General features: G+C 45.4%; 26 protein-coding genes and 2 riboswitches. Of the genes, 6 read left to right on the forward strand and 20 right to left on the reverse strand.

Annotated elements, in window-relative coordinates:
- The first annotated feature begins 42 nt into the window (after positions 1-42).
- Positions 43-777: a MurR/RpiR family transcriptional regulator gene (locus tag RIN81_RS13255; RefSeq protein ID WP_242234755.1), complete on the forward strand. Its 735-nt coding sequence runs from the start codon at positions 43-45 to the stop codon at positions 775-777.
- Between the two features lie 138 nt (positions 778-915).
- Here the strand turns inward: RIN81_RS13255 and RIN81_RS13260 are convergent, their stop codons facing one another.
- The 13 genes from RIN81_RS13260 to pruA all read right to left on the reverse strand — a co-directional run bounded on the left by RIN81_RS13260 (position 916) and on the right by pruA (position 13,505).
- Positions 916-1,392: a C40 family peptidase gene (locus RIN81_RS13260; protein ID WP_309090915.1), complete on the reverse strand. Its 477-nt coding sequence runs from the start codon at positions 1,390-1,392 to the stop codon at positions 916-918.
- A gap of 151 nt (positions 1,393-1,543) precedes the next feature.
- The gene (locus RIN81_RS13265; protein WP_309090916.1) at positions 1,544-2,050 is read right to left on the reverse strand and encodes a flavin reductase family protein; all 507 of its coding nucleotides are present in this window, start codon (positions 2,048-2,050) and stop codon (positions 1,544-1,546) included.
- A 199-nt stretch (positions 2,051-2,249) separates the two neighbouring features.
- Complete coding sequence (locus RIN81_RS13270; protein WP_251273737.1) at positions 2,250-2,648, reverse strand: DoxX family protein; 399 nt, start codon at positions 2,646-2,648, stop codon at positions 2,250-2,252.
- 180 nt (positions 2,649-2,828) lie between these two features.
- Positions 2,829-3,236, reverse strand: coding sequence for an Rrf2 family transcriptional regulator (locus RIN81_RS13275; protein WP_309090919.1), 408 nt, complete (start codon positions 3,234-3,236; stop codon positions 2,829-2,831).
- A gap of 99 nt (positions 3,237-3,335) precedes the next feature.
- Positions 3,336-3,710, reverse strand: coding sequence for a hypothetical protein (locus RIN81_RS13280; protein ID WP_309090921.1), 375 nt, complete (start codon positions 3,708-3,710; stop codon positions 3,336-3,338).
- Positions 3,711-3,714: 4 nt separating this feature from the next.
- Positions 3,715-4,395 carry a ribose-5-phosphate isomerase RpiA gene (rpiA, locus tag RIN81_RS13285; RefSeq protein ID WP_309091063.1) on the reverse strand — a complete coding sequence of 227 codons (681 nt, stop codon included), beginning with the start codon at positions 4,393-4,395 and terminating at the stop codon, positions 3,715-3,717.
- Entirely contained in the window at positions 4,395-4,691 is a 297-nt protein-coding gene (locus RIN81_RS13290) for a DUF3219 family protein (RefSeq protein WP_309090925.1), read from the reverse strand. Before RIN81_RS13290 ends, rpiA begins: the two co-directional genes overlap by 1 nt.
- Positions 4,692-4,827: 136 nt before the next feature.
- Positions 4,828-6,546 (reverse strand): ABC transporter ATP-binding protein, encoded by a 1,719-nt coding sequence (locus tag RIN81_RS13295; RefSeq protein WP_309090927.1) that lies wholly within the window; start codon positions 6,544-6,546, stop codon positions 4,828-4,830.
- Positions 6,547-6,572: 26 nt separating this feature from the next.
- Entirely contained in the window at positions 6,573-7,388 is an 816-nt protein-coding gene (locus RIN81_RS13300; RefSeq protein ID WP_309090929.1) for an ABC transporter ATP-binding protein, read from the reverse strand.
- Between the two features lie 134 nt (positions 7,389-7,522).
- Positions 7,523-9,127 carry a M20/M25/M40 family metallo-hydrolase gene (locus RIN81_RS13305; RefSeq protein WP_309090931.1) on the reverse strand — a complete coding sequence of 535 codons (1,605 nt, stop codon included), beginning with the start codon at positions 9,125-9,127 and terminating at the stop codon, positions 7,523-7,525.
- Between the two features lie 100 nt (positions 9,128-9,227).
- Complete coding sequence (locus tag RIN81_RS13310) at positions 9,228-10,547, reverse strand: Glu/Leu/Phe/Val family dehydrogenase (RefSeq protein ID WP_375164548.1); 1,320 nt, start codon at positions 10,545-10,547, stop codon at positions 9,228-9,230.
- 185 nt (positions 10,548-10,732) lie between these two features.
- Positions 10,733-11,935: an ornithine--oxo-acid transaminase gene (locus tag RIN81_RS13315; RefSeq protein WP_309090933.1), complete on the reverse strand. Its 1,203-nt coding sequence runs from the start codon at positions 11,933-11,935 to the stop codon at positions 10,733-10,735.
- A 22-nt stretch (positions 11,936-11,957) separates the two neighbouring features.
- Positions 11,958-13,505, reverse strand: a complete 1,548-nt coding sequence (gene pruA / locus RIN81_RS13320; RefSeq protein WP_309090935.1) for an L-glutamate gamma-semialdehyde dehydrogenase — start codon at positions 13,503-13,505, stop codon at positions 11,958-11,960.
- 210 nt (positions 13,506-13,715) lie between these two features.
- Here pruA and RIN81_RS13325 point away from each other — a divergent pair, with 210 nt between their 5' ends.
- Positions 13,716-15,125, forward strand: coding sequence for a sigma-54 interaction domain-containing protein (locus tag RIN81_RS13325; protein WP_309090937.1), 1,410 nt, complete (start codon positions 13,716-13,718; stop codon positions 15,123-15,125).
- 99 nt (positions 15,126-15,224) lie between these two features.
- Positions 15,225-16,130, forward strand: a complete 906-nt coding sequence (gene rocF, locus RIN81_RS13330) for an arginase (protein ID WP_309090939.1) — start codon at positions 15,225-15,227, stop codon at positions 16,128-16,130.
- A 31-nt stretch (positions 16,131-16,161) separates the two neighbouring features.
- On the opposite strand, the gene RIN81_RS13335 is transcribed toward rocF, so the two are convergent.
- From RIN81_RS13335 to RIN81_RS13350, 4 genes are all read right to left on the reverse strand, one after another.
- A complete protein-coding gene (locus RIN81_RS13335) occupies positions 16,162-17,988 on the reverse strand; it encodes an APC family permease (RefSeq protein ID WP_309090942.1) in 1,827 nt (608 codons plus the stop codon).
- Between the two features lie 53 nt (positions 17,989-18,041).
- Positions 18,042-18,260, reverse strand: a complete 219-nt coding sequence (locus tag RIN81_RS13340; RefSeq protein ID WP_309090944.1) for a hypothetical protein — start codon at positions 18,258-18,260, stop codon at positions 18,042-18,044.
- Positions 18,261-18,293: 33 nt separating this feature from the next.
- Positions 18,294-18,437, reverse strand: a riboswitch (cyclic di-AMP (ydaO/yuaA leader).
- A 50-nt stretch (positions 18,438-18,487) separates the two neighbouring features.
- A complete protein-coding gene (locus RIN81_RS13345) occupies positions 18,488-18,859 on the reverse strand; it encodes a Na-translocating system protein MpsC family protein (protein WP_309090945.1) in 372 nt (123 codons plus the stop codon).
- Between the two features lie 82 nt (positions 18,860-18,941).
- On the reverse strand, positions 18,942-20,201 hold the full coding sequence (locus RIN81_RS13350) for a DUF445 domain-containing protein (RefSeq protein WP_309090947.1): 1,260 nt from the start codon (positions 20,199-20,201) through the stop codon (positions 18,942-18,944).
- 161 nt (positions 20,202-20,362) lie between these two features.
- Positions 20,363-20,542: riboswitch (Lysine riboswitch) on the forward strand.
- 74 nt (positions 20,543-20,616) lie between these two features.
- Between RIN81_RS13350 and RIN81_RS13355 the strand changes: the two genes are divergently transcribed.
- Together RIN81_RS13355 and chrA are read left to right on the forward strand one after the other, a co-directional pair.
- Positions 20,617-22,011 (forward strand): amino acid permease, encoded by a 1,395-nt coding sequence (locus RIN81_RS13355; protein WP_309090949.1) that lies wholly within the window; start codon positions 20,617-20,619, stop codon positions 22,009-22,011.
- A gap of 268 nt (positions 22,012-22,279) precedes the next feature.
- Complete coding sequence (gene chrA, locus RIN81_RS13360) at positions 22,280-23,464, forward strand: chromate efflux transporter (RefSeq protein ID WP_309090951.1); 1,185 nt, start codon at positions 22,280-22,282, stop codon at positions 23,462-23,464.
- Positions 23,465-23,505: 41 nt separating this feature from the next.
- Here the strand turns inward: chrA and RIN81_RS13365 are convergent, their stop codons facing one another.
- Both RIN81_RS13365 and RIN81_RS13370 read right to left on the reverse strand, forming a co-directional pair.
- A complete protein-coding gene (locus RIN81_RS13365; RefSeq protein WP_309090953.1) occupies positions 23,506-24,360 on the reverse strand; it encodes an MBL fold metallo-hydrolase in 855 nt (284 codons plus the stop codon).
- A gap of 84 nt (positions 24,361-24,444) precedes the next feature.
- Positions 24,445-24,618, reverse strand: a complete 174-nt coding sequence (locus RIN81_RS13370; RefSeq protein WP_309090955.1) for a hypothetical protein — start codon at positions 24,616-24,618, stop codon at positions 24,445-24,447.
- Positions 24,619-24,772: 154 nt separating this feature from the next.
- Here RIN81_RS13370 and RIN81_RS13375 point away from each other — a divergent pair, with 154 nt between their 5' ends.
- Entirely contained in the window at positions 24,773-25,708 is a 936-nt protein-coding gene (locus tag RIN81_RS13375) for an SDR family oxidoreductase (protein WP_309090957.1), read from the forward strand.
- Positions 25,709-25,778: 70 nt separating this feature from the next.
- Here the strand turns inward: RIN81_RS13375 and arsD are convergent, their stop codons facing one another.
- Positions 25,779-26,099, reverse strand: a complete 321-nt coding sequence (gene arsD, locus RIN81_RS13380) for an arsenite efflux transporter metallochaperone ArsD (protein WP_309090959.1) — start codon at positions 26,097-26,099, stop codon at positions 25,779-25,781.
- Positions 26,100-26,327: the final 228 nt, after the last annotated feature.

Here is a 26,327-nt window from a genome sequence, read left to right on the forward strand (position 1 = left end):
CGGTCGACCGAAGCGGCTTTTTGTTCGTAAGGGGGGCTTCACTTGTTTACAAATGAAATGATTTCATCGTTTAATGAGCTTGAAACCGCCGTCTATCAATATGTATCTAAAAATGGGAATAAAGTCATTTATATGCGTATTCGGGAGCTGGCAGCGGAAACACATGTCTCAACAGCGACCATTCTGCGTTTTTGCCGAAAAGCAGGCTGTGATGGTTTTACAGAATTTAAAGTTCGGTTAAAGCTTTATTTAAAAGAACAGGAACCATTTGAGCCTAAAAGCATGCACCATTCTGTCACAGATTTTTTTGAACGGTCGCTAAATGGACCGATTGAAGAGCAAATGCTTGAAGCAGCCCTCGCAATGTCTCTTTCCGACAGCATTATCTTTATTGGAATCGGCAGCTCAGGAATTTTAGCTGAGTACGGCGCCCGCTACTTTTCGAGCCTTGGCAAGCTGTCCCTTTACATAAAAGACCCGCACTACCCGATTCATACAAACTTTCTTCAAAACAGTACGACGATTGTTCTGTCTGTATCCGGTGAAAACGACTATACCATCCGTCATACCCACCAAATGCGTGAGGCGGGCAGCACCATTATCAGCATTACAAATAACAAACATTGCACCATTGCCAAAATGTCTGATATTAACCTTTCCTACTATGTTTCAGAGGAGCGGTTTGCACACTCCAATATTACAACGCAGGTACCGGTTGTGTATATTCTTGAATCACTCGCCCGTGAACTGTACAGGCTTTCAAATACCCAAAAGTAACTAAACCGGACTGCCAGCAGACAGTCCGGTTTTATTCACAGCTCTTCTCCGGCTGCCAGAATCATAAGCTGATATCAGGCCAAGCTTCCGCAGCTTTTCTTAATACAAGGCCGATATTCTATTTGTTTATACTGCTTGTTATTTGACAATTCTTTTAGCGCCTATATACCGTTCCTTCCAATACGTATCGCTCATTTTCACTACCTTTACTCCTTTGGAGGTAGCGCCAATAAAAGTGCCGTCTTTATAATAGATGGCAGCAAATGATACCTTTCCTTTTGTGCCGGTTGCATAAAAAACTAAATCACCAGGTTTAAGCTGGCTTCGGCTCACCGACGTTCCGATTTTATATTGGTCAACGCTTGTGCGCGGAATCGTCATTTTCGTTGTGGCGTTTTTATAAACATACTGTGTAAACCCGCTTGCATCGAATCCTTTTGGCGTTGTTCCACCGTGCTTGTACGGGCTTCCTACATATCTTTTGGCCACAGCCGCTGCTTCTTCTCCATAATTGATTGTTGCAGATGCACTTAAGGCTGAACAAAACATGAATGCTACTGCCAGAGACAAAATTGCCAGAACTGCCGCTGCCCACCTTACCCTTGATCCGTTCATAACCAATGCTTTTCCTCCTCAAAATGAAAAATGAAACACAAAAGTAAATATATGAGTGTATCCTATTTTCATTCCTACAAAATTAGATTTATACAAATAAAAAGCACAGGTGAATAAATCCACCTATGCTTTCCCTTTCTATCTAAAAAAACTACTTTGAAGCGTAAAAAGTGGCTGGAATCGAAGCAAAATGGCGGCGATGATACAGCATAGGGTCTTTTTCCGCATCAATTTGAATGGTATCTACTTCTCCAATCAAAATCGTATGATCGCCCGCCTCCACCGTTTGAACAGTTTGGCATTGAAAAACAGCAAAGGCGCCTTCGATAACCGGCAAATGGTGTTCAGGTGAAAAGTTCCATTTACATGCGCTGAAGCGGTCGGCTCCTTTGGTCGCAAACGTCATGCAAATGTCTTTTTGATTGCCCGCTAAAATGTGCACGGCGAATGTGCCGTTTTCCATAAACGCTGGCAGGGTTGCAGCTTTGTGGTCAATCGACCATAAAATCAAAAGGGGATCAAGTGATACAGAAGCGAATGAATTCACAGTCAGGCCAGCCGGTTCTCCATTTGAATCCACCGTTGTCATAACCGTGACACCGGTCGGGTAATTGCCCATTGCATCTTTGAACAACTGCTGTTTTTGTTCGTCTGCCATTTTTCCTTCCTCCTTTTAATCAAAGACCTGCTTTTATCGTATCGCGCTTTGGTTCATTTTACCACTTCAAAAACAAAAAGACCGCCTTGTTGAACAGACGGCCTTTCCTTTATATTCGTTTTTTGCATTGAGGAAGCGGCAGCTTTTACCTCAGCTGTAATGGGACCCATCCCTGCTGCCCTCTTCCTATTTTGTTTTTTTAACCAAGCAGCGCGTCCAGCGCATAGCGTCCTGGGCCTGTTAGGGCAATACCGATGGCAACAGCCAGCAGCACTAAATTGTACTCATAGCCGTTTTGTGTGCTCCAAAAACCGTTTGGACCATGTACTTTTACAATCGCAACAACCATTGTCAAAGCAATTAATACACCAGCAAGCGGTGTGAGCAAACCGAGCGCAAACAGGGCACCGCCGACGAATTCTGAAAGCCCTGCGATCAGCGCCATCGCGTAACCAGGCTTCATGCCGATGGAGTCAAACCAGCCTCCCGTTCCTTTTAAGCCGTAGCCTCCAAATGAGCCAAATAGTTTTTGCGCGCCGTGTCCGACAAACGCAAGCCCAATGACTAAACGAATAATTAACAATCCTGCATCTAACATTCTTTCTTCCTCCTCTTTTATTATCTTGAATTCGAGATATACAGTTAAAAAAGTCCGATATATTCCACTAACGTTTTGATTATTTATCTTGAATTCGAGATAATCATATCAACTTTTTTTGAAAACGTCAATTACTTTTAGAAACTTTTTTACTTTTTCTCAAAAAGAAAACCACCCCTGTTATAAGAGATGGTTCAAAACATCTTTAAGAGTCTGGCTGCTTAATTCCTGCTCCATCGCAGCCTGAGCCCGCCCAAACGTGACGTCGAGTGCCGACTGAATATTTTTTCCGACCGCACACTCCGGGTTCGGTTTTTCATGGATGGCAAACAATTCTTCTTTCGGCTCAACGGCTCGAAAAATATCCAGAAGGGTAATGTCAGCCGGGTCCTTCGTCAGAGCTGCGCCTGTTTTACCGGCACGTGAGGTCAAAAGACCGGCTTTGCGAAGCATGCCCATAATCCGCCGAACCACAACGGGGTTTGTATTGACGCTTCCTGCCATCCATTCCGATGAAACCGTTTCACGGGGATTGGATGCAATGAGAATCATAATATGAATTGCGACTGCGAGACGGCTGTTGATCATTTTTTTCACCACCATTTGTTCTTATTTTAGTTACACTTAAAATCCTTGTCAAACAAGCGGGAAACCCTTTACCACCGCAAAACAAAGACCGCTTTTAATTTAAAAGCGGTCTTTTTCTTCGTTTTCATATCGTTCATATAACGTATCGAGTACTTCATCGACAACATCTTGAACTTCACTGGCAAAATGAACAAAAATAAACTGCATGGCTTCTGCTTCCTCCATAAACCGCTCGCCTTCGGGGCCATAGGCACTGAAAAATGGAACTGTAAAATGAACATCGATTTCTTCGCTGCCCTCTTCTTTTCCAAAGCCTTTTACCACAAAATAAATATCCAAGTCACCGACATGCTCACCTTCTCGATCTTTAAAGCTGACCGCCTGGCAATACGTTTCGTTATGTTCTTCCGGCTCAATTCGTTTCTCTTTTAAGCTGCCCTCTGCCAACACTTGAATGCCGCTTACTGAATACATCCTATCACTCCTGTTTTGTTCGTTTTTTAACCTGTATCTCCTGTTTTTCATTTACAGTAATGATCGTATCCGCCATGTCGATAAACAATCCGTTTTCTACAATACCAGGGATGAGATTCAATTCCCGCTCCAATTCTTCAGGCGACGCAATAAGACCAAAATCGCAGTCAAAAATATAATGCCCATTATCGGTGATATACGGCTTTCCTTCTTTTACCCGTAATGCAGATGCCCCTCCTAAAGAACGTATTTTTTTCTCTGTCATCTTGTATCCGAATGTCTCCACCTCAACCGGAAGAGGAAACCGCCCGAGTTGTTCAACCATTTTAGAAGGATCCGCCACTATTACAAATCTCCGTGCGGAAGAGGCAATGATTTTTTCCCGCAGAAGCGCTCCTCCTCCACCTTTGATTAAATGAAAAGCAGGATCGGCTTCGTCAGCGCCATCGATAGCCAGATCGAGCTCGTCCACTTCCTCCAGGCTGAGAAGCGGAATTCCACATTCTTTCGCTAATTGTTCCGTTCGAATCGACGTAGCCACGCCTTGAATGGACAAACCCTGTTGAACGAGCCCGCCTATTTTCTCAATGGTATACCGTACTGTACTGCCTGTTCCGAGACCAATGATCATGCCGTCTTCTACAAACTCTGCCGCTTTTTCACCGACGAGCTGCTTTTCCGTTATCATCGGCCGATCAGTTCCAGACTGAATGTCCCTGTTGCGCCCGCTTCATATAAATTCGTCACCGAGGTAGAATACGTATGAATCATGGCCGGAAACTCCATTCCTTTTTCGGGCACCTTCACTTGAAAATTATTTTCATATAAAAGAACTGTTATATCATGATACTCTTCGCTTGTGACGGGAAATTGAAAGCTGATTTTTGGCACTTTTGCACCCGTCTTTTTATTTACAACCGTTTCTTCGTGAAAATTCTCCACCTGAATCGGCGTATCATTCAAGATCACTTGCTTCACCATTTTTCACTCAGCTCCTATCTTTATCGTTAGAGCCATTATAATGCTCCTTTTTTAATTGAGCCATTTTTTCGCTTCACTGCTCTCATTTAAACAAAAAACCTTTCACTGCTCCAAGCAGTGAAAGGTTTTAATAAGCTTATACGTGGCCGAACTGCGCTTCATGCAAACGCCGATAATGGCCGTTTTGCTCGAGCAGCTCATAATGGCTGCCTTGTTCTTCAATGCCTGATGGCGTAACGACAATAATCCGGTCGGCATGCTTGATTGTAGCAAGCCGATGGGCAATCACAAGCGTTGTCCGCCCGACAGACAGCTCCGAGAGCGCCTGCTGAATGGCAAGCTCTGTTTCCGTGTCAAGAGCAGACGTTGCTTCATCCAATATTAAAATCGGCGGGTTTTTCAGGAAAATCCGCGCAATGGCAAGACGCTGCTTTTGGCCGCCCGACAGCTTTACGCCGCGTTCGCCAATGACCGTATCGAGTCCATCTGGCAAAGAAGAAACAAATTCATCAAGACGCGCCCGTTTTAAAGCGGACAGGATAGCTTCTTCAGACGCACCAAGATCGCCATATAAGATATTTTCACGAATCGTGCCAGAAAACAGGAATACATCCTGCTGCACGATCCCAATTTGACGACGCAGCGACGCAAGTGACATTTTTCTCGTGTCGAGCCCATCAATTGAAATAAATCCTTCCTGCGCATCATAAAAACGCGGCAGCAAGCTGCACATAGTCGTTTTACCAGCACCGGACGGACCGACAAACGCCACTGTTTCTCCGGCTTTAATCGACAAGCTGATCTTTTGGAGAACCGGCTTTTTCCCTTCGTACCCGAACGTCACGTTATGGTAGCTGATGTCGCCATGCACTGCGTCTACGTCTATGGCACCTGGTGCATCCGCTACATCGGGAGCCGTCTGGAGCAATTCCACATAGCGTTTAAAACCAGCAATTCCTTTCGGATAGCTTTCAATAATGGCGTTAATTTTTTCAATCGGACGGAAGAAAATATTAGATAGGAGAATAAATCCGACAAATTCACCGTAGGTAAGCTCACCCTGCATCACAAAATACGTTCCGCAAATAAGTACAAACAGTGTAATTATGCGCATAAGCATGTAGCTGATCGACATATTCTGCGCCATAATTTTATAGGAAACGAGCTTTGTCATCCGGAATCTTCCATTGTTTTCTTCAAATTGCTTCTTTTCATGTGTTTCGTTCGCAAAAGCCTGCACGACACGAATGCCGCCCATGCTGTCTTCAATACGGGCATTGAAATCAGCAATATCACCAAAGAGCTGGTGAAAAGCCCTGGTCATTTTTTTATTGAAGAAAACAGCGAGCCACAGCACAGCCGGCACGATAATAAATGTTAACACAGCCAGCTTCCAGTTGATTGTCAGCATAATGCCAAACGCCCCGGTCAGCGTCATCAGTGCAATAAACAAATCTTCCGGCCCATGATGCGCCATTTCACCAATCTCCATTAAATCACTTGTCATCCGTGAAATAAGATGGCCTGTTTTTGTGTTATCAAAAAAACGGAATGACAGCTTTTGCACATGGGCAAACAGTTTGCTGCGCATATCTGTTTCGATATTAATGCCGAGCATATGCCCCCAGTATGTAACCACGTACTGAAGACCGGCATTTATAATATAAATAAGCAGCAAGCCAATACTTGCGGCTACAATTAAATTCCAGTTTCCTCCGGGCAGAAGGGTATCAATAAAATAATTCACAACCAGTGGAAATGCGAGCTCTAACAGACCCGCAAATACCGCACAAAAAAAGTCTAAGAAAAACAGTTTTTTATATGGGCGGTAATACGAAAAAAAATACTTAATCACACAGTCACCTGCTTTATTGGATTCCTTTATCGGCTTCCTGCCAGCGCAAGTTCTGGTGCTTTTACTAGGTCATAGGTTAAACAAACCGGCTTGCCGGAACGAGGATCGCGGACAATTTCCGCATCGATTTGAAAAACAGAACGCAGATTTTCTTTTGTCATAACCGTTTCTGGCGTTCCCTCGCATATGATACTGCCTTTTCTCATCGCGACGAGGTAATCGGCGAAGCGTGCCGCGTGGTTTAAATCATGGAGCACCATCACAATGGTCCGGCCTTCCCGTTCATTTAATTCCTGTAAAAGCTCCAGCACTTCCAGCTGGTGGGCCAAGTCTAAGTAAGTCGTTGGTTCATCGAGTAAAATCAAATCCGTTTCCTGTGCCAGTGCCATCGCGATCCAGACACGCTGGCGCTGTCCGCCTGAAAGCGCGTCAATTTCCCGGTCACGGAAGTCCGCCGTACCGGTTACATCCATCGCCCACTGGATCACTTCTTTATCGTGTGCGTTTAGTGTGCCAAAGCCTTTTTGATGCGGGAAGCGGCCGTATGAAATCAGCTCGTAGACAGTCAGTCCAGCTGGGGCTTCCGGTGTTTGCGGCAAAATAGCCATTTGCTTGGCGATTTCTTTTGTGGAAAGACGGTGAATGTCCGCACCATTTAAGTACACCGAACCGCTGTTTTGATTTAAAAGACGTGCCATTGTTTTGAGCAATGTGGACTTCCCGCAGCCGTTTGGCCCAATAATCGTTGTTACTTTTCCCGCTGGAATATCGACGGTTAAATCCTCGACGATTGTCGCATCCCCATAGCCAATGTTTACTCGTTCCGCACGCAGCTTGCTCATTTCTTCCACCTCGTTTACGTTTTTCCTATATCATCTATATTGGACGGTTGCAATTGATAATCAGTTTCAATTAAAAGTTATCATAAAATTGCCTGCCCTGTCCAGACTTTCAAAGAAAAAAGCCTTGAATAGGTTCAAGGCTTTCTGTGTTTAATCCATTTTTCTAAAAGAATCGGAAGCTGCTCAAAAGCATGTTTCATATGAAACCGTTCTGTCCGTTTGTGGGCATCTTTGCCGAACGGCCCGATGTTTAAAACCGGCGCTTTGAGCTTAGCCATATCGGCAAATGGAATGGAATAGCCGTCCTGCCATACAGGTGTATTTTTTTCAAACGCCTGCCAGCCTTCTCCCTCACCGTTTCCATTTACATAACTTAAATCACAAATGCCGTTAAAGTAATGGACCCGTTCAATCGGCAGCCCAAACTCTTTTTGGGCCAATGTTGTTAGAAACTCGACGGCTTCTTCTACGAGCGCCTCACCGGAGGAATGAACAGCGGGATAAAAAGGAGGCGCAAACAGCAGAATAATGGCTGGTGCCAGCTCCTGTGACTGGATAATCAGTTTATCCGCGATCCGAAATGACTTTTCCCGATCGTCCCATTCTTCCCGAGTGTACACATCCGCTTTGATTTCTTCTATTGCTTCTTCTCCCAGTTTATCGATTGAGTAGCGCAGCAGCTCCTCGAAGCGAATGACACGGACGTTCCCTACTGGCTTCACACCGTGCATTTGGCAGATTTGTTCATAGGCAGCATTACATTCTCCGGCTGCTTCTTTAGCAATTTGTTCAAATCTTTCTATTATGTGTTGTGCTGTCTGCTTCATTAAAAATACGTTGTAAAGAGCAGATGAACGGTATGGTGTCTGCGTTGAATATTCAAGACGAAGATCTTTTTGCTGCAGGGTGACGGGAAGCGGCGTTGTTTCACCAAGCTCCGTTTCTTGAAACAGGGGGTTCCATTCCATTTTTCGTGTTAAAAATGACGCGATGTAAGGGGACGTTAATCCGTTAAATGGCTCGCCCGCATGTGTTTCACGTCCATAAAAAAGGGCACCCGGCATAATTTTGCCAATCGTACCCGTATAGACCTTACGCGTCCTATCACCCGGCTCCTGAGAAAAAACGGGCTCACTATTTAAAAATAGCTCATATTCAAGATCAAATTCCTCTTGAAGTTCCAACAGCTTCGGCACAGCGGCGCGCATTCCAGCTGAGTTTACTTCTTCATCCGGCACGGTTAACAGCAGCAGATTGACGGGCCATTGTTCCACACTTGCTTTCTCAATAAGCTGCATATGCAAAGCCAGCCCCATTTTCATATCCATCGTCCCGCGTCCGAATAAGTACTCACCTGATTGCAAATCAGCCAGCACGTCCGGCGGCAGATCATTCGGCCGCTCCAGCCAGTAGGCGGTCAATTCTTCCGGCTGCGTCGCCAGCGGCTCCAGCTCGCCATATTCTTCTGTACTGACAGTATCAAAATGGCTGATCAAGCAAATGGTGCGCACAGCTTTTGGATGTTTGTAAAGCGCCGTTAAAAACTTCCGCCGCAAATCGGCTGGATGAAGGGACAGGTGCTCAGGATGCTGCTGAAAATAATGAAGTCCGAGCAGCTTCGATTGCAGCTTCATTGGAAACTGCCGCTCATCCTCAGACAGGGTGATGCTTTTCCAGCTGACAAGCTCATCCAGCAGGGCACGAAGTTTTTCTGGTGAATCCCATAGACGCTTTTTCATACCGATCAATCCCTTTCCAAATAAAAGAATGTCCCTTCATTTTGGGACATTCTTTTACTTTTTTCAATTTTCATGGAAGAAAGACTGCCAGACTCTTTACTTACACCCATCCTCTGAATGTCGCCGCTTCCGCCGCACGTTTAATGCCGACAATGTAAGCAGCAAGCCGCATATCAACCCCATGTATTTGCGCCGTTTCATAAATGAGGTTAAACGAATCGACCATTCTCTTTTGCAACTCTTGCATAACCTCTTCTTCTGACCAGTAATAGCCTCCATTATTTTGCACCCATTCAAAATAAGAAACCGTTACACCACCTGAGCTTGCCAAAATGTCCGGAACAAGCAAAACGCCGCGCTCGGTTAATTGTTTCGTTGCTCCAATCGTTGTTGGGCCGTTCGCTGCTTCTACAATAATTCCTGCCTTGATGCGCTCTGCGTTTTCTTCCGTGATTTGGTTGGAAATGGCAGCTGGAATTAAAATATCACTGTCAAGCTCCAGCAGTTCCTGGTTCGAGATCGTGTCTTCGAACAGGTTTGTCACCATGCCGAAGCTGTCGCGGCGGTCCAGCAAGTACGGAATATCAAGCCCATTTAGATCATAAATACCGCCAAGCACATCCGAGATACCGATAATACGAGCGCCTTCATCATGCAAAAACTTGGCCAGGAAGCTGCCGGCATTGCCGAATCCTTGAATGACAATACGGGCGCCTTCAATTTTCATTCCTTTTTTTCTGACCGCTTCTCTTAAGCACATGACGACTCCCTGTGCAGTTGCCGTTTCCCGGCCGTGAGATCCGCCAAGTACAATTGGTTTTCCGGTAATAAAGCCAGGAGAATCAAATTCCCGTATATGGCTGTACTCATCCATCATCCAGGCCATAATTTGCGCGTTTGTATACACATCTGGAGCCGGGATATCTTTGGTCGGCCCGACAATCTGGCTGATTGCGCGTACATAGCCGCGGCTAAGCCGTTCAAGCTCACCAGCTGACATTCGCTGCGGATCGCAAATAATGCCGCCTTTTCCACCGCCGTAAGGAAGACTGGCAATCCCGCATTTGAGTGTCATCCAAATCGACAGCGCTTTTACTTCTTCTTCCGTCACATTCGGATGAAACCGGACGCCGCCTTTGGTCGGGCCGACTGCGTCACTGTGCTGGGAGCGAAAGCCGGTAAACACCTTTACATGCCCATCATCCATTCGGACTGGAATCCGAACTGTCAGCACCCGCATAGGCTCCTTTAATAATTCGAAGACACTTTCAGGGTATCCAAGTGTATCGAGTGCTTTTTTTATAATCGTTTGGGTAGATTGAAACAAGCTGCTTACTTGTTTTTGCTTTTCTTCATTTGGAATCGCTGCTGATTTTTGAACAGGCGGCTTTCCTTTTATTTCGTTTTTCAGCATGGGCATCGTAGCCACCTTTCTGTTTGATCTTATGAAAAAGAATGCAAGGATTATGCCAAAAACAGCGGCCGCTATTCCAAAGGGATCGGCCTTCGAAAAAATAAAAATAGACAATAAATTTTGCATATGGCAGAAAAATTTATTGTCCGGAAGCAAATAAGAAGCCGGCGGATTCATCCGCCGGCTTCTTTTTAAGCAAAAATCTTTTGAATTTTTTCGATGGCCCAATCAAGATCTTCTTTAGAGATAATCAACGGCGGAGCAAAACGGATCACCGTTTCATGTGTTTCCTTGCATAAAAGACCTTCCTGTTTTAAACGCTCGCAGTATGGACGAGCTGGCTCTGTCAGCTCAACGCCGATAAACAATCCGCGTCCACGCACTTCTTTAATTGCCGGATGTGTAATCGCTGATAGCTTCTCCTTAAAGTACGTACCAAGTTCCAATGAACGCTCTACAAGCTTTTCCTCCTCAATCACTTGGAGTGAAGCGAGCGACACTGCACACGCAAGCGGGTTGCCTCCAAACGTAGAACCATGCGATCCAGGGTTAAACACCCCTAATACATCTTTGTCTGCCACAACGCAGGAAATCGGGAATACTCCGCCGCCCAGTGCTTTTCCAAGAATCAGCATGTCTGGAACAACATCTTCCCACTGGCAGGCAAACAATTTACCACTGCGGGCAAGGCCGGCTTGAATTTCATCCGCAATAAACAGCACGTTTTGTTCTTTACAAAGCGTTGAAGCTGCTTTTAAGAAGCCTTCCGGTGGAATGACAATCCCGGCTTCACCTTGAATCGGTTCAATTAAAAAGGCGGCTGTGTTCGGTGTAATGGCTGCTTCAAGCGCGTCAATATCGCCATATGGGATCAGCTTGATTCCGGGCAGCATCGGTCCAAAACCGCGTTTATATTCTGCTTCCGAAGAAAGCGATACAGCCGTCATTGTCCGCCCGTGAAAATTGCCGACACAGGCGATGATTTCAGCCTGGTTTTCTGCCACACCTTTTACGTCATATGCCCAGCGGCGTGCTGCTTTCACTGCTGTTTCTACCGCTTCCGCTCCAGTATTCATTGGCAGGGCCATATTTTTACCCGTTAATTCACAAATTTTTTCATACCACGGACCAAGCTGGTCATTGTGAAAAGCACGTGAAGTAAGTGTAACCCGGTCTGCCTGGTCTTTTAGTGCCTGAATAATTTTCGGATGACGATGCCCCTGGTTAACAGCGGAATAGGCGCTCAGCATATCCATGTAACGGTTGCCTTCCGGATCTTTTACCCATACCCCTTCTGCTTCCGACACAACGATTGGCAGCGGATGATAGTTATGCGCCCCAAATTGCTCCGTTTGTTCAATGATTTTTTTCGATGAGTTTGTTGCAGATGTCATTTTCTTCTCCCCCTTTTTGAGTTTAAAAAAATTCTGAAATCGTTTTTCCCTGCATGTGAAGAATCAAATAATCCGGGCTTCCTGCTTTTGAATCGGTTCCTGACATGTTAAAGCCGCCAAATGGCTGGTAGCCGACAATGGCCCCTGTGCAGCCGCGGTTAAAGTAAAGGTTTCCGACGTGGAATTCTTTGCGGGCTCTGTCAATATGTTCACGATTGTTGGAGATAAGCGCTCCGGTTAAGCCGTAATCTGTGTTGTTCGCAATCTCCAGCATGTGATCGAAATCTCTTGCCTTGCAAAATGCGACGACCGGGCCAAAAATTTCTTCCTGCATGAGGCGGTCCCGTTCCCCTACATCGGCAATGATTGTCGGCTCAATAAAGTAGCCGGTTTCGTCATTTCCGTTTCCTCCGGTTACAAGCCGGCCTTCTCCTTTGCCAATTTCAATGTAGTTCATAATTTTTTGGAATGCCCGTTCGTCAATCACCGGGCCCATATACGTATCAGCAGATTCCGGACTGCCCAGCGTTAAGGTTTTCGTTAAGGCCGCTGCTTTTTCGAGCACTTTATCATATACATCTTCGTGGATGACCGCGCGCGATCCGGCGGAACACTTTTGGCCGGAAAATCCAAAAGCTGAATAAACAATAGATGTTGCAGCAAGATCCAAATCGGCGCTGCTGTCAACAAGCATCGTATCTTTGCCGCCCATTTCTGCAATGACCCGCTTCAGCCAAATTTGTCCTTCCTGCACTTTTGATGCCCGTTCGTAAATACGGCAGCCAACGGCACGAGAGCCGGTAAACGAAACAAAGCGTGTTTTCGGATGCTCCGTTAAAAAGTCACCAATTTCGGCACCGCTGCCCGGGATATAATTCAGAACGCCCGGCGGAAGACCTGCTTCCTCCATGACCTCTACAAATTTTGCCGCAATAACCGGTGTGGTTTCTGCCGGTTTTAACAGAACAGTGTTGCCCGTTACAATGGCTGCAACTGTTGTGCCGGCCATGATGGCCAGCGGAAAATTAAACGGTGAAATCACAATGCCGACCCCAAGTGGAATGTAACCGAACTCGTTGTGCTCACCCGGCCGGCTTTGAACGGGTGATCCCTTTTTCAGCTCGTTCATTTGGCGTGCATAGTACTCCAGAAAATCAATCGCTTCCGCTGTATCTGCATCTGCTTCTTTCCACGGCTTTCCTGCTTCTTTTACAAGCCATGCCGAAAATTCATGCTTTCTGCGCCGGATAATCGCAGCTGCGCGGAATAAAATCTGAGCGCGTGCTGACGGATCTGTATACTGCCACGTTTGAAAAGCAGTGAGCGCTGCCTGCATCGCCTGCTCGGCTTCTTGTTTTCCTGCCATTGAAACCGTTCCGATCACTTCTTCCTTGCGTGCCGGGTTGATGGATGCTGTTTTCGTTTCTGTCTGTACCCGATTTCCATTAATGACAAGCGGGTATTCTTCATCGAGCTTTGTATTTACAAACTCAAGCGCCTCTTGAAACGCCTGCTTGTTTTCTTCCACACTAAAATCAGTAAACGGCTCGTGCTTGTATGCGATTACCATGATGATCCCTCCAGAAAAATAACTGTCTCGCTTTATACTATGCAAGAAGCATGCCATTTTTTTAACAAGCGGAAGATCAGCTTTTTTTTCCTTGAAGCTCTTTCAATACGCAAAATTATTTTGCATGCAACGAAAAAATTTGCCTTTTCAGTCTATTTTTTTTGCTCTATAGTGAATAAGAGCAACACACCTGAAACGGAGGACTCCGGGATGAAAGAAGATCAGCTGCATTTTATGAATGCCTTATATGAATATATTATGGATCAAGTCGACGTGGGGATTCATGCGATTGACGAAGAAGGGAAAACCATTATTTATAACCGAAAAATGCGTGAAATCGAAGCAATGGACACGCAGGATGTGCTGCACAAAAATGTACTGGACGTATTTATGTTTCCCGAAAACCAAAACAGTACGCTCGTCCGGGCACTGCAGCAGGGAGAAGAAACCGTCAATGTAAAACAAACATACTTTAATAATAAAGGAACGGAAATTACAACTATTAATCATACATTTCCGTTCCGGGAAAAGGATGAAATCCGCGGTGCCGTTGAAATGGCTAAGGATGTTACGAAAATTGAACGCCTCATGCGCAGCAGTACACGAAAGGAGGATACACGCTTTACATTTGACAGCATTATCGGCAAGAGCGATGCCATACAGGAAGTGATCGAACTGTCCAAGCGGGCTACCCGTACTTCTTCCTATGTACTTGTCGTTGGCGAAACCGGCACAGGAAAAGAACTGTTTGCACAAAGCATCCATAACGGGAGTGCCCGGGCTTCAGCACCGTTTATTTCACAAAACTGCGCGGCGCTGCCAGACAACTTAATTGAAGGGCTGCTATTTGGTACTACAAAAGGGGCTTTTACCGGAGCCATTGACAGCGCCGGCTTGTTCGAGCAGGCAGAAGGCGGCACGCTTCTTCTTGATGAGATCAACTCGATGAATATTCACCTGCAGGCGAAGCTGCTGCGTGTTCTTCAGGAAAAAAGGGTCAGACGGATCGGCGGCACGAAAGATATTCCAATTAACGTCCGGATTATCGCCACGATCAATGAAGACCCTATCGATGCAATCGCAAACGATCACTTGCGCAAAGACTTATATTACCGGCTTGGAGTAGTGACCATTTTTATTCCTCCGCTTCGCGAGCGCCTGGATGACATTCCGCTGTTAATCGAACAATTTATCACGAAATACAATGCACTGTTTGATATGAAAGTACTCGGTGTAAAGCCGGAAGTACTGGATGCTCTCAATGCGTATCATTGGCCTGGAAACGTGCGGGAGCTTGAGCATGTGATCGAAGCATCCATGAATTTGCTTTTAGACGAGGAATGGATCGAATATGATCATCTCCCTTATCACTTCCGCCATAAATCAATGACAAGCGACCAGTCTGCACCCGTATCAAAGCTTGCCTCATTCCTTAATGGCGACGAAGAAGGAACCACTCATTTGAAAGATCAGCTGGATGCTTTTGAAAAATACTACATTGAGCATTTCCTGCACAAGAACCAATGGAGTATTTCCAGGACCGCTAAACAGCTGGGCCTAAGCAGGCAAAGCCTTCAATACCGTTTAAAGAAAGTCGGCCTCTCTTCAAAAAATGAATAAACAAGTATGAACACTCCAAAAGATGCGTGCTTGAGCCATTTTATTTTTTGTATGTTTCATAAAACAGCAGGGCATTTATGATGCAAAGGGGACATTTACATGCAAAAGAAACAAGTGTCAATCATAGGGGTACCAATGGATTTAGGGCAAACACGCCGGGGTGTCGACATGGGTCCAAGCGCCATCCGCTATGCGGGACTGACAGAGCGGATCCGCATGCTTGGATATACAGTCCACGATGAAGGCGATATTAAAGTGGAAATTCAGGAACGAGCCATTCCAAAAGAAACAGCTAACTTAAAAAATTTAACAGCGGTTGCAGAGGCTAGTGAAGCGCTGGCAAAAAAAGTGGAAGAAACGGTCAGCCAGGGCCGCTTTCCGCTTGTACTCGGCGGTGATCACAGCGTGGCAATCGGAACGCTTGCAGGCATCGCAAAAAAACACCAAAACCTCGGCTTGATCTGGTATGATGCGCACGGCGATTTAAACACATCGGAAACCTCTCCATCCGGCAACATTCACGGAATGCCGCTTGCGGCGAGCCTCGGCATCGGGCACCGCTCCCTCACCCATATTGGCGGCTATTCCCCGAAAGTAAAGCCGGAGAATGTGGTGATTATTGGGGCACGGGATTTGGATCATGGTGAGCGCGAACTGATTAAAGAAAAAGGAATTAAAGTGTACACCATGCACGAAATAGACCGTCTTGGCATGACAGCCGTTATGAAAGAAACCATTGAGTATCTGCGTAAGCGCACCGATTATGTTCATCTTTCATTGGATCTTGATGGGCTTGATCCGACAGAAGCACCGGGAGTAGGGACGCCTGTAGCAGGCGGGCTCAGCTACCGTGAAAGCCACCTGGCGATGGAAATGCTTGAAGAAGCGGACATCATTACATCAGCAGAATTTGTAGAGGTCAACCCTATTTTAGATGAGAAAAATAAAACAGGCGATGCAGCAGTGGCGCTTATTGCTTCCCTGCTTGGTGAGAGACTTCTTTAAAAAAACGCCGCACAGCTCTGTGCGGCATTTTTTACTTTTTCAAATGATACGGCACTGTTGTGACAACGACATTTCTGCGGTAAAGCAGAAAAGCCCGGATAAGCAGACTGGATTGATTGTGAAGAAAGTTATGCCAGCCTTTTTTCGTAATAAACTGCGGAATAAGAACCGTCACCTGGTAATTCGATTCACGCGCCTTATGTTCTACTGTATCCACGAATTTTGTCAGCGGCTGAATAATACTCCGGTAATGCGAATGCAGGGTAACCAGCCGTACATCCGGCTGCCATATATTCCATTTTTCTTCAAATTTCTTCTCTTCTTCTCTTTCAAACGCAATGTAAACGGCAATAATCCGCTCAGGCGAAAGAGACTTCGCATAGTTTAAAGAGTTTTCAACTACATGCGTAATACCGGAAACCGGCACAATGATAATATTTCCTTCAATCGGCACAGCAGGCTCACATGTGGTAATACGCAGCTGGTCACCGACCGCTTCATAATGCATTTTAATCCGGTGAAAAAGGTAAATAATAATAGGCAGAAACACAAGTACCGGCCAAACCTGCGCAAACTTTGTTAAGAAGAACACGATCGTGACAACAAAGCTGATTAAAGCTCCTGTTGTATTAATCACAAATTTCGCGGCCCATCCTTTCGGCTTTTCACGAAGCCATTTTACCATCATTCCCGTCTGTGAAAGTGTGAACGGAATAAACACACCGACCGCATAAAGTGGAATCAAGTTTTCCGTGTGCCCGCCAAATAAAATAATTAAAAGGATAGAAGCAGCACCCAGGATCATAATGCCATTCGAGTAGCCAAGCCGATCTCCTCTAAGGGTAAACATTCTCGGAATAAATTTATCCTGTGCCAAATTTACCGCCAGCAAAGGGAATGCCGAATATCCTGTATTCGCGGCGAGAATTAAAATTAAAGCCGTCGTTCCTTGAATAAAGAAATACATAAAAGTGCGGCCAAATGTTTCTTCTGCAATCTGCGAAACGACCGTTACTTCCGCCAGCGGCGAGACGCCATAATAATAAGCCAAATACACGATGCCCCAAAACAATAGAGCCAGCAGAAGCCCCATCGCTGTCAGCGTTCTGGCTGCATTGACCGGAGCCGGGCTTTTAAAGTTCGGAATCGCATTGGAAATTGCTTCAACTCCCGTTAAAGCAGAACTTCCCGATGCAAACGCCCGCAGCAAAATAAACAAGCTGATGCCCGCAACCGGGGTTCCGGCCGGAGTATGCAGATCAGGCGGCACCTCTCCAGTTGCGATTCGAAACAGCCCCACACCAATTAAAATAAACAAAGCAAGGACAAACAAATAAACCGGATACGCCAGCACGGAGGCAGATTCTGTTACCCCCCGCAAATTAAGAAGCGTTAACAGCACAACGAATATAACGGCGATCATTACATTGTATTCATGCAGAGCTGGAAAAGCGGACGTAATCGCGTCCGTACCAGCCGAAACACTAACAGCAACCGTTAAAATATAATCAACCAGCAGTGATCCCCCGGCTATCAGCCCTGGATTGGTTCCCAGGTTTGTTTTCGACACCACATAGGCCCCGCCGCCTTGCGGATAAGCATAAATAATCTGCCGATAAGACAGGATCAATGCTGTTAATAAAATGAGCACACCGAACGCGATCGGAACTGAATACCAAAAAGCAGCTGCACTAACAGTCATTAAAACAAGCAGTATTTGTTCCGGGCCATACGCAACAGACGAAAGGGCATCTGAGGACAAAATGGCAAGTGCTTTTGTTTTGTTTAATTTTTGTTTTCCAAGCTCAGTTGATTTTAACGGCCGCCCGATCAAAAACCGTTTTACAGAAGACACCATGTTGTTCACCATCCAGTTTTGAAGTGTGTATTTTCTCTTCTTTCTTGCTGTTTTTACGCAGAAAAAAACCAATGACATTTTTTCCACGCGAAAACAAGAAAAGAATTTTCCTGATTTGCAATTGAAAAAAACATCATTGGTCTACGTAACGCCCAGCAAGCACTTCTGCCCTCTTTGCGTTCTGTCTTCCAAGCTGTTTTTTTAAAAATAAGCATAATAAAAAGACCTGCTTTTTTGATCAAGCTGCTCTCTTTCGCAGCAGTATACGCCACAAAAAAAAGCCCCCTGAATAAAGGTGGTCTTTAGACCTCCCTCGCTTTAGCCGACGAAGTTAGCTGACGGGCAGGATGGCGAAAGAGTACTCTCATCCCTTCCACAAAAACCGTGGAATTAGCCCCGAAAAAATTGGGTCCTCCGTTCCCCTCTGGGGGATTAGGCCGATTATGCGCTTGTTGATGACATCATTCTACTGCGCTCAATTTTTAAAGTCAATAGAATTTTAGTCAGCAGTCACTTCTTTTTCCAAATTGCGGTCGATCACAAATATTTCAATGCGTTCCCCTGTTTTGGTACTCATATCACTATGGCTTGAGAGCACTTTACAGCCTGTATACTTTTCGACGATTTCCTCGAATTGACTGCTGTACATTTCCCGCAGCACCTGGCGCATTTCCTTTACGAGCTTCCGTCCATCCTCGTGGCCGGCCAAGTGCTTTTCTTCTACCGTCATCACGCCTTTGAAACGGGCGATCACCATATCCTGAACGATATAGATTTTCGTTTCCTGCGGTCCCCGCCCAATCAATTCGCGCTGCAGCTTAATAAGTGCTTCACCCAGCTCGGCTTCAAGCTTTTTTTTCTGTCCTGCCACTGCCTCTTCCTCCCATTTGTCAAAATCAACCGTTTTTCATCATACGTTGAATCGTAAACATCTGTAAAGAAGAAATTATAGATTACACGAGAATCTGAATACCGGCCAGCACAAGACCGATAAAAAAGCCGCAGACAGCCCCATTCACTCGAATCCATTGCAGATCTTTGCCAATATGGTTTTCCATCATCTGGACGAGTGTTTCATTATCAAGCTTGTTTAGATTTTCTTCTACCAGCTTGCCGATTTTTGAATGGTTTTCTTCAACCAGCACACCTATTTGATGCTGAGCCCACGCTTCCAGCCGGTTTATTTTATCCGGATTATCCTGCACGCTTCGAATCGTCCGGTTTACAAAAGGAAGAATATAGTTCTCCATGCATTCACCGCTTTCGATAAAAGCAGAAGCTTTTTGCTGAATGGACGCTAAGATCTCCTCGATTTTCCCGGAAAGCTCCCAGTCATGAATCGCTGCTTCTTTCCGGGCCTCTATAACCTCCATCCATTCTTTCCGTTCTGTAATTCCCCGCATTTCTTCCTTCACCTTTAACAAAAGCGTCTGCCGGTTCATATCCTCCGGCTTCTTTATATTAATGAGTGCATTCCGCAGCAGGTTTTGCAGAAGGCTTCCCAGCTTTTCTTCGCTTAACATCTGCTGGAACGATTTTAGGGCAAACTGCATAAATCCATCCAGCTCCAAGCCTTCGATGGCTCTTAAAGCTGTTCGGCCGAGTTGTCGGCTCGTTTCATTCTTATTGAGCCACTGCTCCATGCGATCAAGCATATAATCAAGCGCTTTTTCATCGTATTGATGATGAATCAGCTTCTCTACGGCCATTTCAATCACGTGCCCGGTATCAATAGAACGCAATGCCTTTTTCAGTTCTTTTTCGATTAGAGGCGCTATTTTTGCCACATCGATCGAGCGGACCATTTGATTAAGGAGCCCATTGATTTCTTTTTTTACCGCTTCTGACGAGACTTCTTTTTGGATAACCGGTATCATTTTTTGAATAATATGCACATTTTGCAGCTTACTTTGAATGCTTTCTTTAGAAAGCCAATCGGTTTCCAGTGTATTTACGAGCGCCGCTACAATTTTTTTGCGGTTTTTTGGCAGAAGAGCTGTATGCGGAATAGGAATACCCATTGGATGACGAAACAGCGCCGTTACGGCAAACCAGTCAGCAAGACCGCCAACAAGGCCCGCTTCAAATCCGCCATGCAAAATAGCACTCCAGGCTGTTTCTTGAAAAGGAATAGTTGCAATAAAACCACCGCCCATCACAGCAAGTGATGCACTGGCTAAATGCTTCGATTGTGTTGGTTTTTTGTTTGTCATGTTTTCTGCACCTTCCGTACGTTCTGTTCCTTTTATTATAGCAATAATGTGAAAAATATTTTAACGTGAAGCAGATATTTTTTTACTATATTGACATAACTAAATATTATTTGTTATCCTCTAGTTTGTAAAAATTGAATACAAAATCCTCATGGCTGTCTCAATGAGGTAGAGGTTGCGATTATTAAAAGTAGCATATCGGAAGTCTAATGGGGCTGGTGAAGGTATGTGAAAGGAAGGGTCGCCGAAGTTTGAAGCATCCATTTTATGCTTCAGGCTGGGTTTGTATCGAATAGGTGCAAAACTGTCACGGATTGATTCCGTGGAGAACTATAAAGAGATAGAAAATGAGGGTTATAACGATAAAACACAAATGTCCCATGCATTTGTGTTTTTTATTTAGGAGGAACATGGAATGGATAAAAAATGGGGATTATGGCTTCTGACGGCTATTGTCGTCGGAAACATGGTCGGTTCCGGTATTTTTATGCTGCCGAGCACGCTGGCCCAGATAGCAAGCCCGCTTGGTGTAACGATTGCCTGGCTTCTGACTGGTTTCGGTGTTTTAATGATTGCTCTCGTGTTTGGCACATTGTCAATTCGCAAGCCTGAATTAACAGGCGGCCCGCAAAGCTATGCGCGGTCGTTGTTTGACTCACCAAAGCACGGAAAAACTGCCGGCTTTTCGATGGTATGGGGCTATTGGGTCGCCAACTGGATCAGCAATGTCGCGATCATTACAAGTTTTGCAGGCTACCTATCAACGTTTTTTCCGGTTATGAGAAGTGAACATCTTCTTTTCACAATTGGCTCTCAGCAAGTTTCTGTAGGGCAGACGATTACATTTGTCATTTGCAGCTTACTGCTTTGGGGAACACATTTTATTTTGATCACAAGCATGCAAACTGCCGGTAAGTTAAACTTTGTCGCTACTGCTTCAAAAGTGATCGGGTTTCTGCTGTTTATCACAGCTGCTCTGTTCGCTTTTCAAGTATCGAATTTTGGCGAGATGTATACACCGATTACAGACAATGAAGGCCAGACACATGGCTTGTTCAGTCAAGTAAACATCGCAGCTATTTCTACGCTTTGGGCATTTGTTGGAATCGAGTCAGCTGTTATCTTGTCCGGCCGGGCGAAATCCCAGCGTGATGTTGGACGTGCAACGGTTCTTGGCCTGCTTATTGCTCTTGCCATTTACATCTTACTGACTCTGATTACGATGGGAGTATTGCCGCAAGATGTGTTAAGATCATCTGATAAGCCATTTGTCGATGCTCTTTCTGTTTTGATCGGCGATACAGGAGCAACCGTGATGGCCCTGCTTGCGGTGATTTCGTTGTCCGGTTCCACAATTGGCTGGATTCTGCTTGCCTCTGAGGTGCCATACACTGCAGCGAAAGAAGGCAATTTCCCGGCTTTCTTTGCGAAAGTGAATAAAAAAGGCAGCCCGTCTCGCTCATTAGCCATCACAAATGCGATGTCACAGGTTTTTATTTTCTCGACGATTTCTGGAACAATCAGCGAAGCATTCACGTTTTTAACAACGTCCGCTACGCTTGCTTACTTGATTCCGTACCTGGTTTCATCTCTGTATCTGTTAAAGCTTACTTTAAAAGGCGAAACGTACGAAGCAGGCGACAAAGCGCGCATCCGTCACGGGATCATTGCCACCATTGCGCTTGTGTACTCTCTTTGGGTTATTAAATCAGGAACCGCGGACCGGGTGACCTTTACTCTTGGAATCGGACTGTTCCTTCTAGGTGTTGTCATTTACCCTATTCTGCGTCGCTCACGTCTTATTAAATAAATAGCTGTTTGTTTATACAATAAAAAACCATTCTACATGTAGAATGGTTTTTATGTTGTATTCAATATATTAAAATAACAATAAAATTCTGATTAAATGACGCAGAAAAACTAAACCATCTGCACAACACCTTCTCTTTTTTCTCTTTATTTTCATCCGCAAAACCGTTTATCTTTAATGTTTTGTAAAGGTTCCCTCCTACTTCTTGAAGGAATGAAACAGCCGTGCTACCTTAAATAAAACGTTTTTAAAATTAAAGGAGTAAACGATGAAGAAAAGAAATGCCAGGACACTATGGGAAATTTTAGTTGTATCAACCCGGCTTGGGCTGACTTCTTTCGGCGGCCCCACAGCCCACTTAGGATATTTTCACGAAGAATATGTACGCAGACGAAAATGGATAGATGAACAGAGCTATGCTGACTTGGTCGCTCTCTGTCAATTTATTCCCGGTCCCGCAAGCAGCCAGGTCGGCATTGGCATTGGTGCCGCACGAGGCGGTGTAATCGGCGGCTTGCTGGCTTTTCTCGGCTTTACGCTTCCTTCTGTTATAGTCCTCATTTTGTTTGCCCTTCTTTTGCAAGGAGGAAACATAGCAGAAGCCGGCTGGATTCACGGATTGAAGCTTGTGGCTGTAGCGGTTGTGGCTCATGCCATTTTAGGAATGGCGGAAAAATTAGCCCCGGATCTTAAGCGGAAAGCCATTGTGCTCACTGCACTGGCAGTCGTTTTGCTCTGGCAGGCTGTGTTTGTCCAGGTACTCATTATTGCAGCGGCTGCTTTAATCGGCTTTTTTCTTTATCCAAAGCATGATTCAAATACGGACCGTCCTTTTATTTTCCCAATTTCCCGGGCATTTGGTATCGCTTGTCTCGTGCTTTTCTTCGTTCTGCTCTTCTGCCTTCCTTTACTTCGCCAGGCGACAGGGCTGAACTGGCTGGCACTGTTTGACAGCTTTTACCGTAGTGGTGCACTTGTGTTCGGCGGCGGGCATGTTGTTCTGCCTCTTTTGGAAAGAGAATTTGTTCCAGCGGGCTGGCTGACAGCAGAACAGTTTTTAGCCGGCTATGGAGCTGCTCAAGCTGTACCAGGGCCGCTTTTTACATTCGCCGCTTATATTGGTGCCGTGATTGATGGCTGGAAAGGCGGGCTGCTCGCGACGGCTGCCATCTTCCTGCCAGCGTTTCTGCTCGTTTTCGGTATCCTCCCTTTTTGGGATGAACTTCGCCGCAAGCCGGCTGTTCAAGGCGCACTGATGGGTGTAAACGCTGCGGTTATCGGTTTATTGATTGCTGCATTTTACATGCCCATTTGGACGAGCAGCATCAATCGGCCCCTTGATTTTGTTTTAGCTGCCGTATTATTCAGCCTGCTGGCACATTGGAAGCTCCCTGCCTGGATGGTTGTCATAATCGGCGCACTGGGCGGCATACTTTTGGACGCTTTTCTATAAAAAATGGTCTCTTTCCAAAAGAGACCATTTTTTACGTATAGTTATTTTTCTTCACCTACATATTTTCCATAATCGGGAACTGCCACTCTGTCGAATTCTTGAACGAGCATAGCTAATCCATTTGATAATTCGCTGCCGCTCATCGGGCGCCCATGGCCCGTTATTGTGACAGCCGGCTTTAGCTTCTCCAATGCCGCTACAGAATTTTTTGCAGCTTCCCAATCGGTCGTCAAGTACCGGGGAGGACCCTTTAACTCTTCCTTTTGCGTCACCACTTTGTAAAAAGAATCCTGCTTAACGGTTACAAATGCATCACCCGCCAGTAAAAGGCGATCCTTGTCGCGGAACAGCGATATGTGCCCCGGTGAATGTCCCGGCGTATGAATCCAGCGAAAATCCGGCAAGTGCGGGACTTTCCCATCAGATGAAAGCATTTCTACATTCCCCCCCAGGTTAATCGGCTCACGCGGAAACAGCGGCGACATCTTCGCCACCATGCCTCCCTCTACCGTCGCATCCGGCTTCGGGTATGGCTCTTGGCCCGTTAAATGCGGCAGCTCCAGTTCGTGTGCATAAACCGGTACCTGCCAATGCTTTACTAATTCAATGACAGCTCCCACGTGATCAAAATGGCCGTGTGTTAAAATGATTGCTTTCGGACGGCTACCAGCACCAAAATACTTTTCTGATACGGAAATAATGTCCTCGGCAGAGCCGGGCATTCCTGCATCTACTAAAACGAAGTCTCCAGTGTTTGGATCTCCAGTCAGGCAAATATTGACGATTTGAATCGTGTGGCAGATAATACCCGGCGCGACTTCAACGGAATCGCCGCTTTTCACTGAAGTGGCGGGAATAAATTTGTAATCACTGCCATATGTCATCTGCTGCTCCATCTGCCATCCTCCTTTTTTGTGTAAATGGTACGCCTGTTAGTATTCCTCTGCCCAAACAAACTATAAAAAAACAGAAGCAGCCTTTTAAATCACTGGGTATACCCATCCATAACGCGGATTGCAGTAATAAGGGGGTCTTGCGCCTATTTTCGGTACTTGAATGCTTGCACCATCTGCCGTATACGTAATTCGTTCTTTTTCATTAGACTGTTGAACAAGCAGCAGCCTGACCTGGCCATGCACTTCATAAGCCTGCACGTGCAGCTACCTCCCTTCTGTCTCTTTTCTTCTTACTTTATTCAGCTGTCATTTAAATGGACTCTGCTTCGCTTCGTTTCAAAACATTCACCACAAACGCCTATCTTACATAGAGTGTGATAGGTCATTTTCAAATGAGGAGGGTCTTTCCATTTTGAATGATAAAACAGATAAGAACCAAAACGGTTCTCCACATTCGTATCCTCTTTACCCCAACTACGGAAAAATAACACAATATGAAGATGTTTCGCTTACAGTTCCAGAACAGCGTCAGCTGCGGCAGCCCGGATTGGAAAAGTGGATGGTGCCCCGCCCAATTGTAGAAAATCCGAATGAAAAAGGAAGCGGGAAGCTGAAAGGAAAAACGGCCCTGATCACAGGAGGAGACAGTGGCATTGGAGCCGCCGTGGCCATTGCTTTTGCCAAAGAAGGAGCCAATGTGGCGATTTCTTATTTAGATGAGCATGAGGATGCCAAGCGGACCCAAAATAGAATCGAAGAACTCGGACAGTCTTGTTTACTGCTGCCGGGTGATCTCGGAAAAAAAGAGCAATGTGCTGCCATTGTGGAAAACACCGTAAAAACATTTGGCAGTCTTGATGTGCTGTGCAATCACGTCGGCATCCAATTTCAACAGCTCAGCCTGCTTGACATTACAGACGAACAATTTGATCTCACCTTTAAAATTAATATTTATTCTCACTTTTACACAACGCGGGCCGCTCTTCCCCATTTGAAAGCAGGCAGTTCTATTATTAACACTTCTTCCGTTACGGCTTACCGGGGCCATAAGGAATTAATTGATTATACGTCCACCAAAGCAGCGAATATCGGCTTCACAAGGGCTTTAGCCCATAGCCTGATCGGACAGGGAATCCGCGTAAACGCCGTGGCACCCGGCCGTGTGTGGACTCCTCTTATTCCGTCAAGCTTTTCAGCAGACCAAGTTCCGCTCGTTGATAACCTGATGGACCGCCAAGGGCAGCCGTTCGAACTGGCCCCTGCTTACGTATATCTTGCTTCTGACGATTCACGTTATATGACCGGGCAGACTGTTCACGTTAATGGAGGCGAATGGACTTCTTCATAACGGCTGTCCTGAAAAATAGGCATAGAAAAGGAGACAGCATTCAGCTGCCTCCTTTTTCAGCTTATCCGTTTTACTTCTGTAAACTGCCCGCTTTTGCACCCAGCCATTCTGCAAATTCAGCATCCGTAGGATACATGCGTTCTTTCACTACTTCTCCGTTCAGAAAAATAATAGGCAAAATTCCCGGTCCTTTTTCTTGCATAAGTGTATGTACCGTTTCATTTTCTAAAAAAGCCTCTGAATGGTCCGCTAAGTTAAAGCGTTTAATATGGGCTCCTCTTTCCTGCCACATATGAACGGAAGCGGCCACACGGGCGAGCTCAGGGTCTACGCGTGGACCGCATGTGCCAGAACAGCACATGGCCGGGTCGAAAATATGAATGGTTGTCATTCGATTCCCCTCTTTCTTCATTTGCTAAAAGTATACACTGTTTTCGACAGCGCTTTCAACGATAGATTTTTCATAAAAAAGGATATTACGCCTTTATGATTTTAAAAAATGATTCTATAGACGATCTTGATTTCATACATTATCATATTAGAAAAGATTTTTATTAATAATAATTATAAATAGATATTGACTTTCGTTTGAGAAGTGTTATCATTTACTTATAACAAA

The sequence above is a fragment of the Domibacillus sp. genome (assembly GCF_031181085.1).
In the GTDB taxonomy this organism is placed as follows: Bacteria; Bacillota; Bacilli; order Bacillales; family Domibacillaceae; genus Domibacillus.

Excerpts from the sequence above, each read along its gene's own strand:
- RIN81_RS13350 (WP_309090947.1), bottom strand. The coding sequence starts at position 20,201 with ATGACAAACAAAAAACCAACACAATCGAAGCATTTAGCCAGTGCATCA.
- RIN81_RS13300 (WP_309090929.1), bottom strand. The coding sequence starts at position 7,388 with ATGAGCAAGCTGCGTGCGGAACGAGTAAACATTGGCTATGGGGATGCG.
- rocF (WP_309090939.1), top strand. The coding sequence starts at position 15,225 with ATGCAAAAGAAACAAGTGTCAATCATAGGGGTACCAATGGATTTAGGG.
- pruA (WP_309090935.1), bottom strand. The coding sequence starts at position 13,505 with ATGGTAATCGCATACAAGCACGAGCCGTTTACTGATTTTAGTGTGGAA.
- RIN81_RS13305 (WP_309090931.1), bottom strand. The coding sequence starts at position 9,127 with ATGAAAAAGCGTCTATGGGATTCACCAGAAAAACTTCGTGCCCTGCTG.
- RIN81_RS13265 (WP_309090916.1), bottom strand. The coding sequence starts at position 2,050 with ATGGCAGACGAACAAAAACAGCAGTTGTTCAAAGATGCAATGGGCAAT.
- RIN81_RS13355 (WP_309090949.1), top strand. The coding sequence starts at position 20,617 with ATGGATAAAAAATGGGGATTATGGCTTCTGACGGCTATTGTCGTCGGA.
- RIN81_RS13275 (WP_309090919.1), bottom strand. The coding sequence starts at position 3,236 with ATGATCAACAGCCGTCTCGCAGTCGCAATTCATATTATGATTCTCATT.
- RIN81_RS13335 (WP_309090942.1), bottom strand. The coding sequence starts at position 17,988 with ATGGTGTCTTCTGTAAAACGGTTTTTGATCGGGCGGCCGTTAAAATCA.
- RIN81_RS13315 (WP_309090933.1), bottom strand. The coding sequence starts at position 11,935 with ATGACATCTGCAACAAACTCATCGAAAAAAATCATTGAACAAACGGAG.
- RIN81_RS13270 (WP_251273737.1), bottom strand. The coding sequence starts at position 2,648 with ATGTTAGATGCAGGATTGTTAATTATTCGTTTAGTCATTGGGCTTGCG.
- RIN81_RS13280 (WP_309090921.1), bottom strand. The coding sequence starts at position 3,710 with ATGTATTCAGTAAGCGGCATTCAAGTGTTGGCAGAGGGCAGCTTAAAA.
- arsD (WP_309090959.1), bottom strand. The coding sequence starts at position 26,099 with ATGACAACCATTCATATTTTCGACCCGGCCATGTGCTGTTCTGGCACA.
- RIN81_RS13290 (WP_309090925.1), bottom strand. The coding sequence starts at position 4,691 with ATGGTGAAGCAAGTGATCTTGAATGATACGCCGATTCAGGTGGAGAAT.
- RIN81_RS13260 (WP_309090915.1), bottom strand. The coding sequence starts at position 1,392 with ATGAACGGATCAAGGGTAAGGTGGGCAGCGGCAGTTCTGGCAATTTTG.
- chrA (WP_309090951.1), top strand. The coding sequence starts at position 22,280 with ATGAAGAAAAGAAATGCCAGGACACTATGGGAAATTTTAGTTGTATCA.
- RIN81_RS13365 (WP_309090953.1), bottom strand. The coding sequence starts at position 24,360 with ATGGAGCAGCAGATGACATATGGCAGTGATTACAAATTTATTCCCGCC.
- RIN81_RS13310 (WP_375164548.1), bottom strand. The coding sequence starts at position 10,547 with ATGCCCATGCTGAAAAACGAAATAAAAGGAAAGCCGCCTGTTCAAAAA.
- RIN81_RS13325 (WP_309090937.1), top strand. The coding sequence starts at position 13,716 with ATGAAAGAAGATCAGCTGCATTTTATGAATGCCTTATATGAATATATT.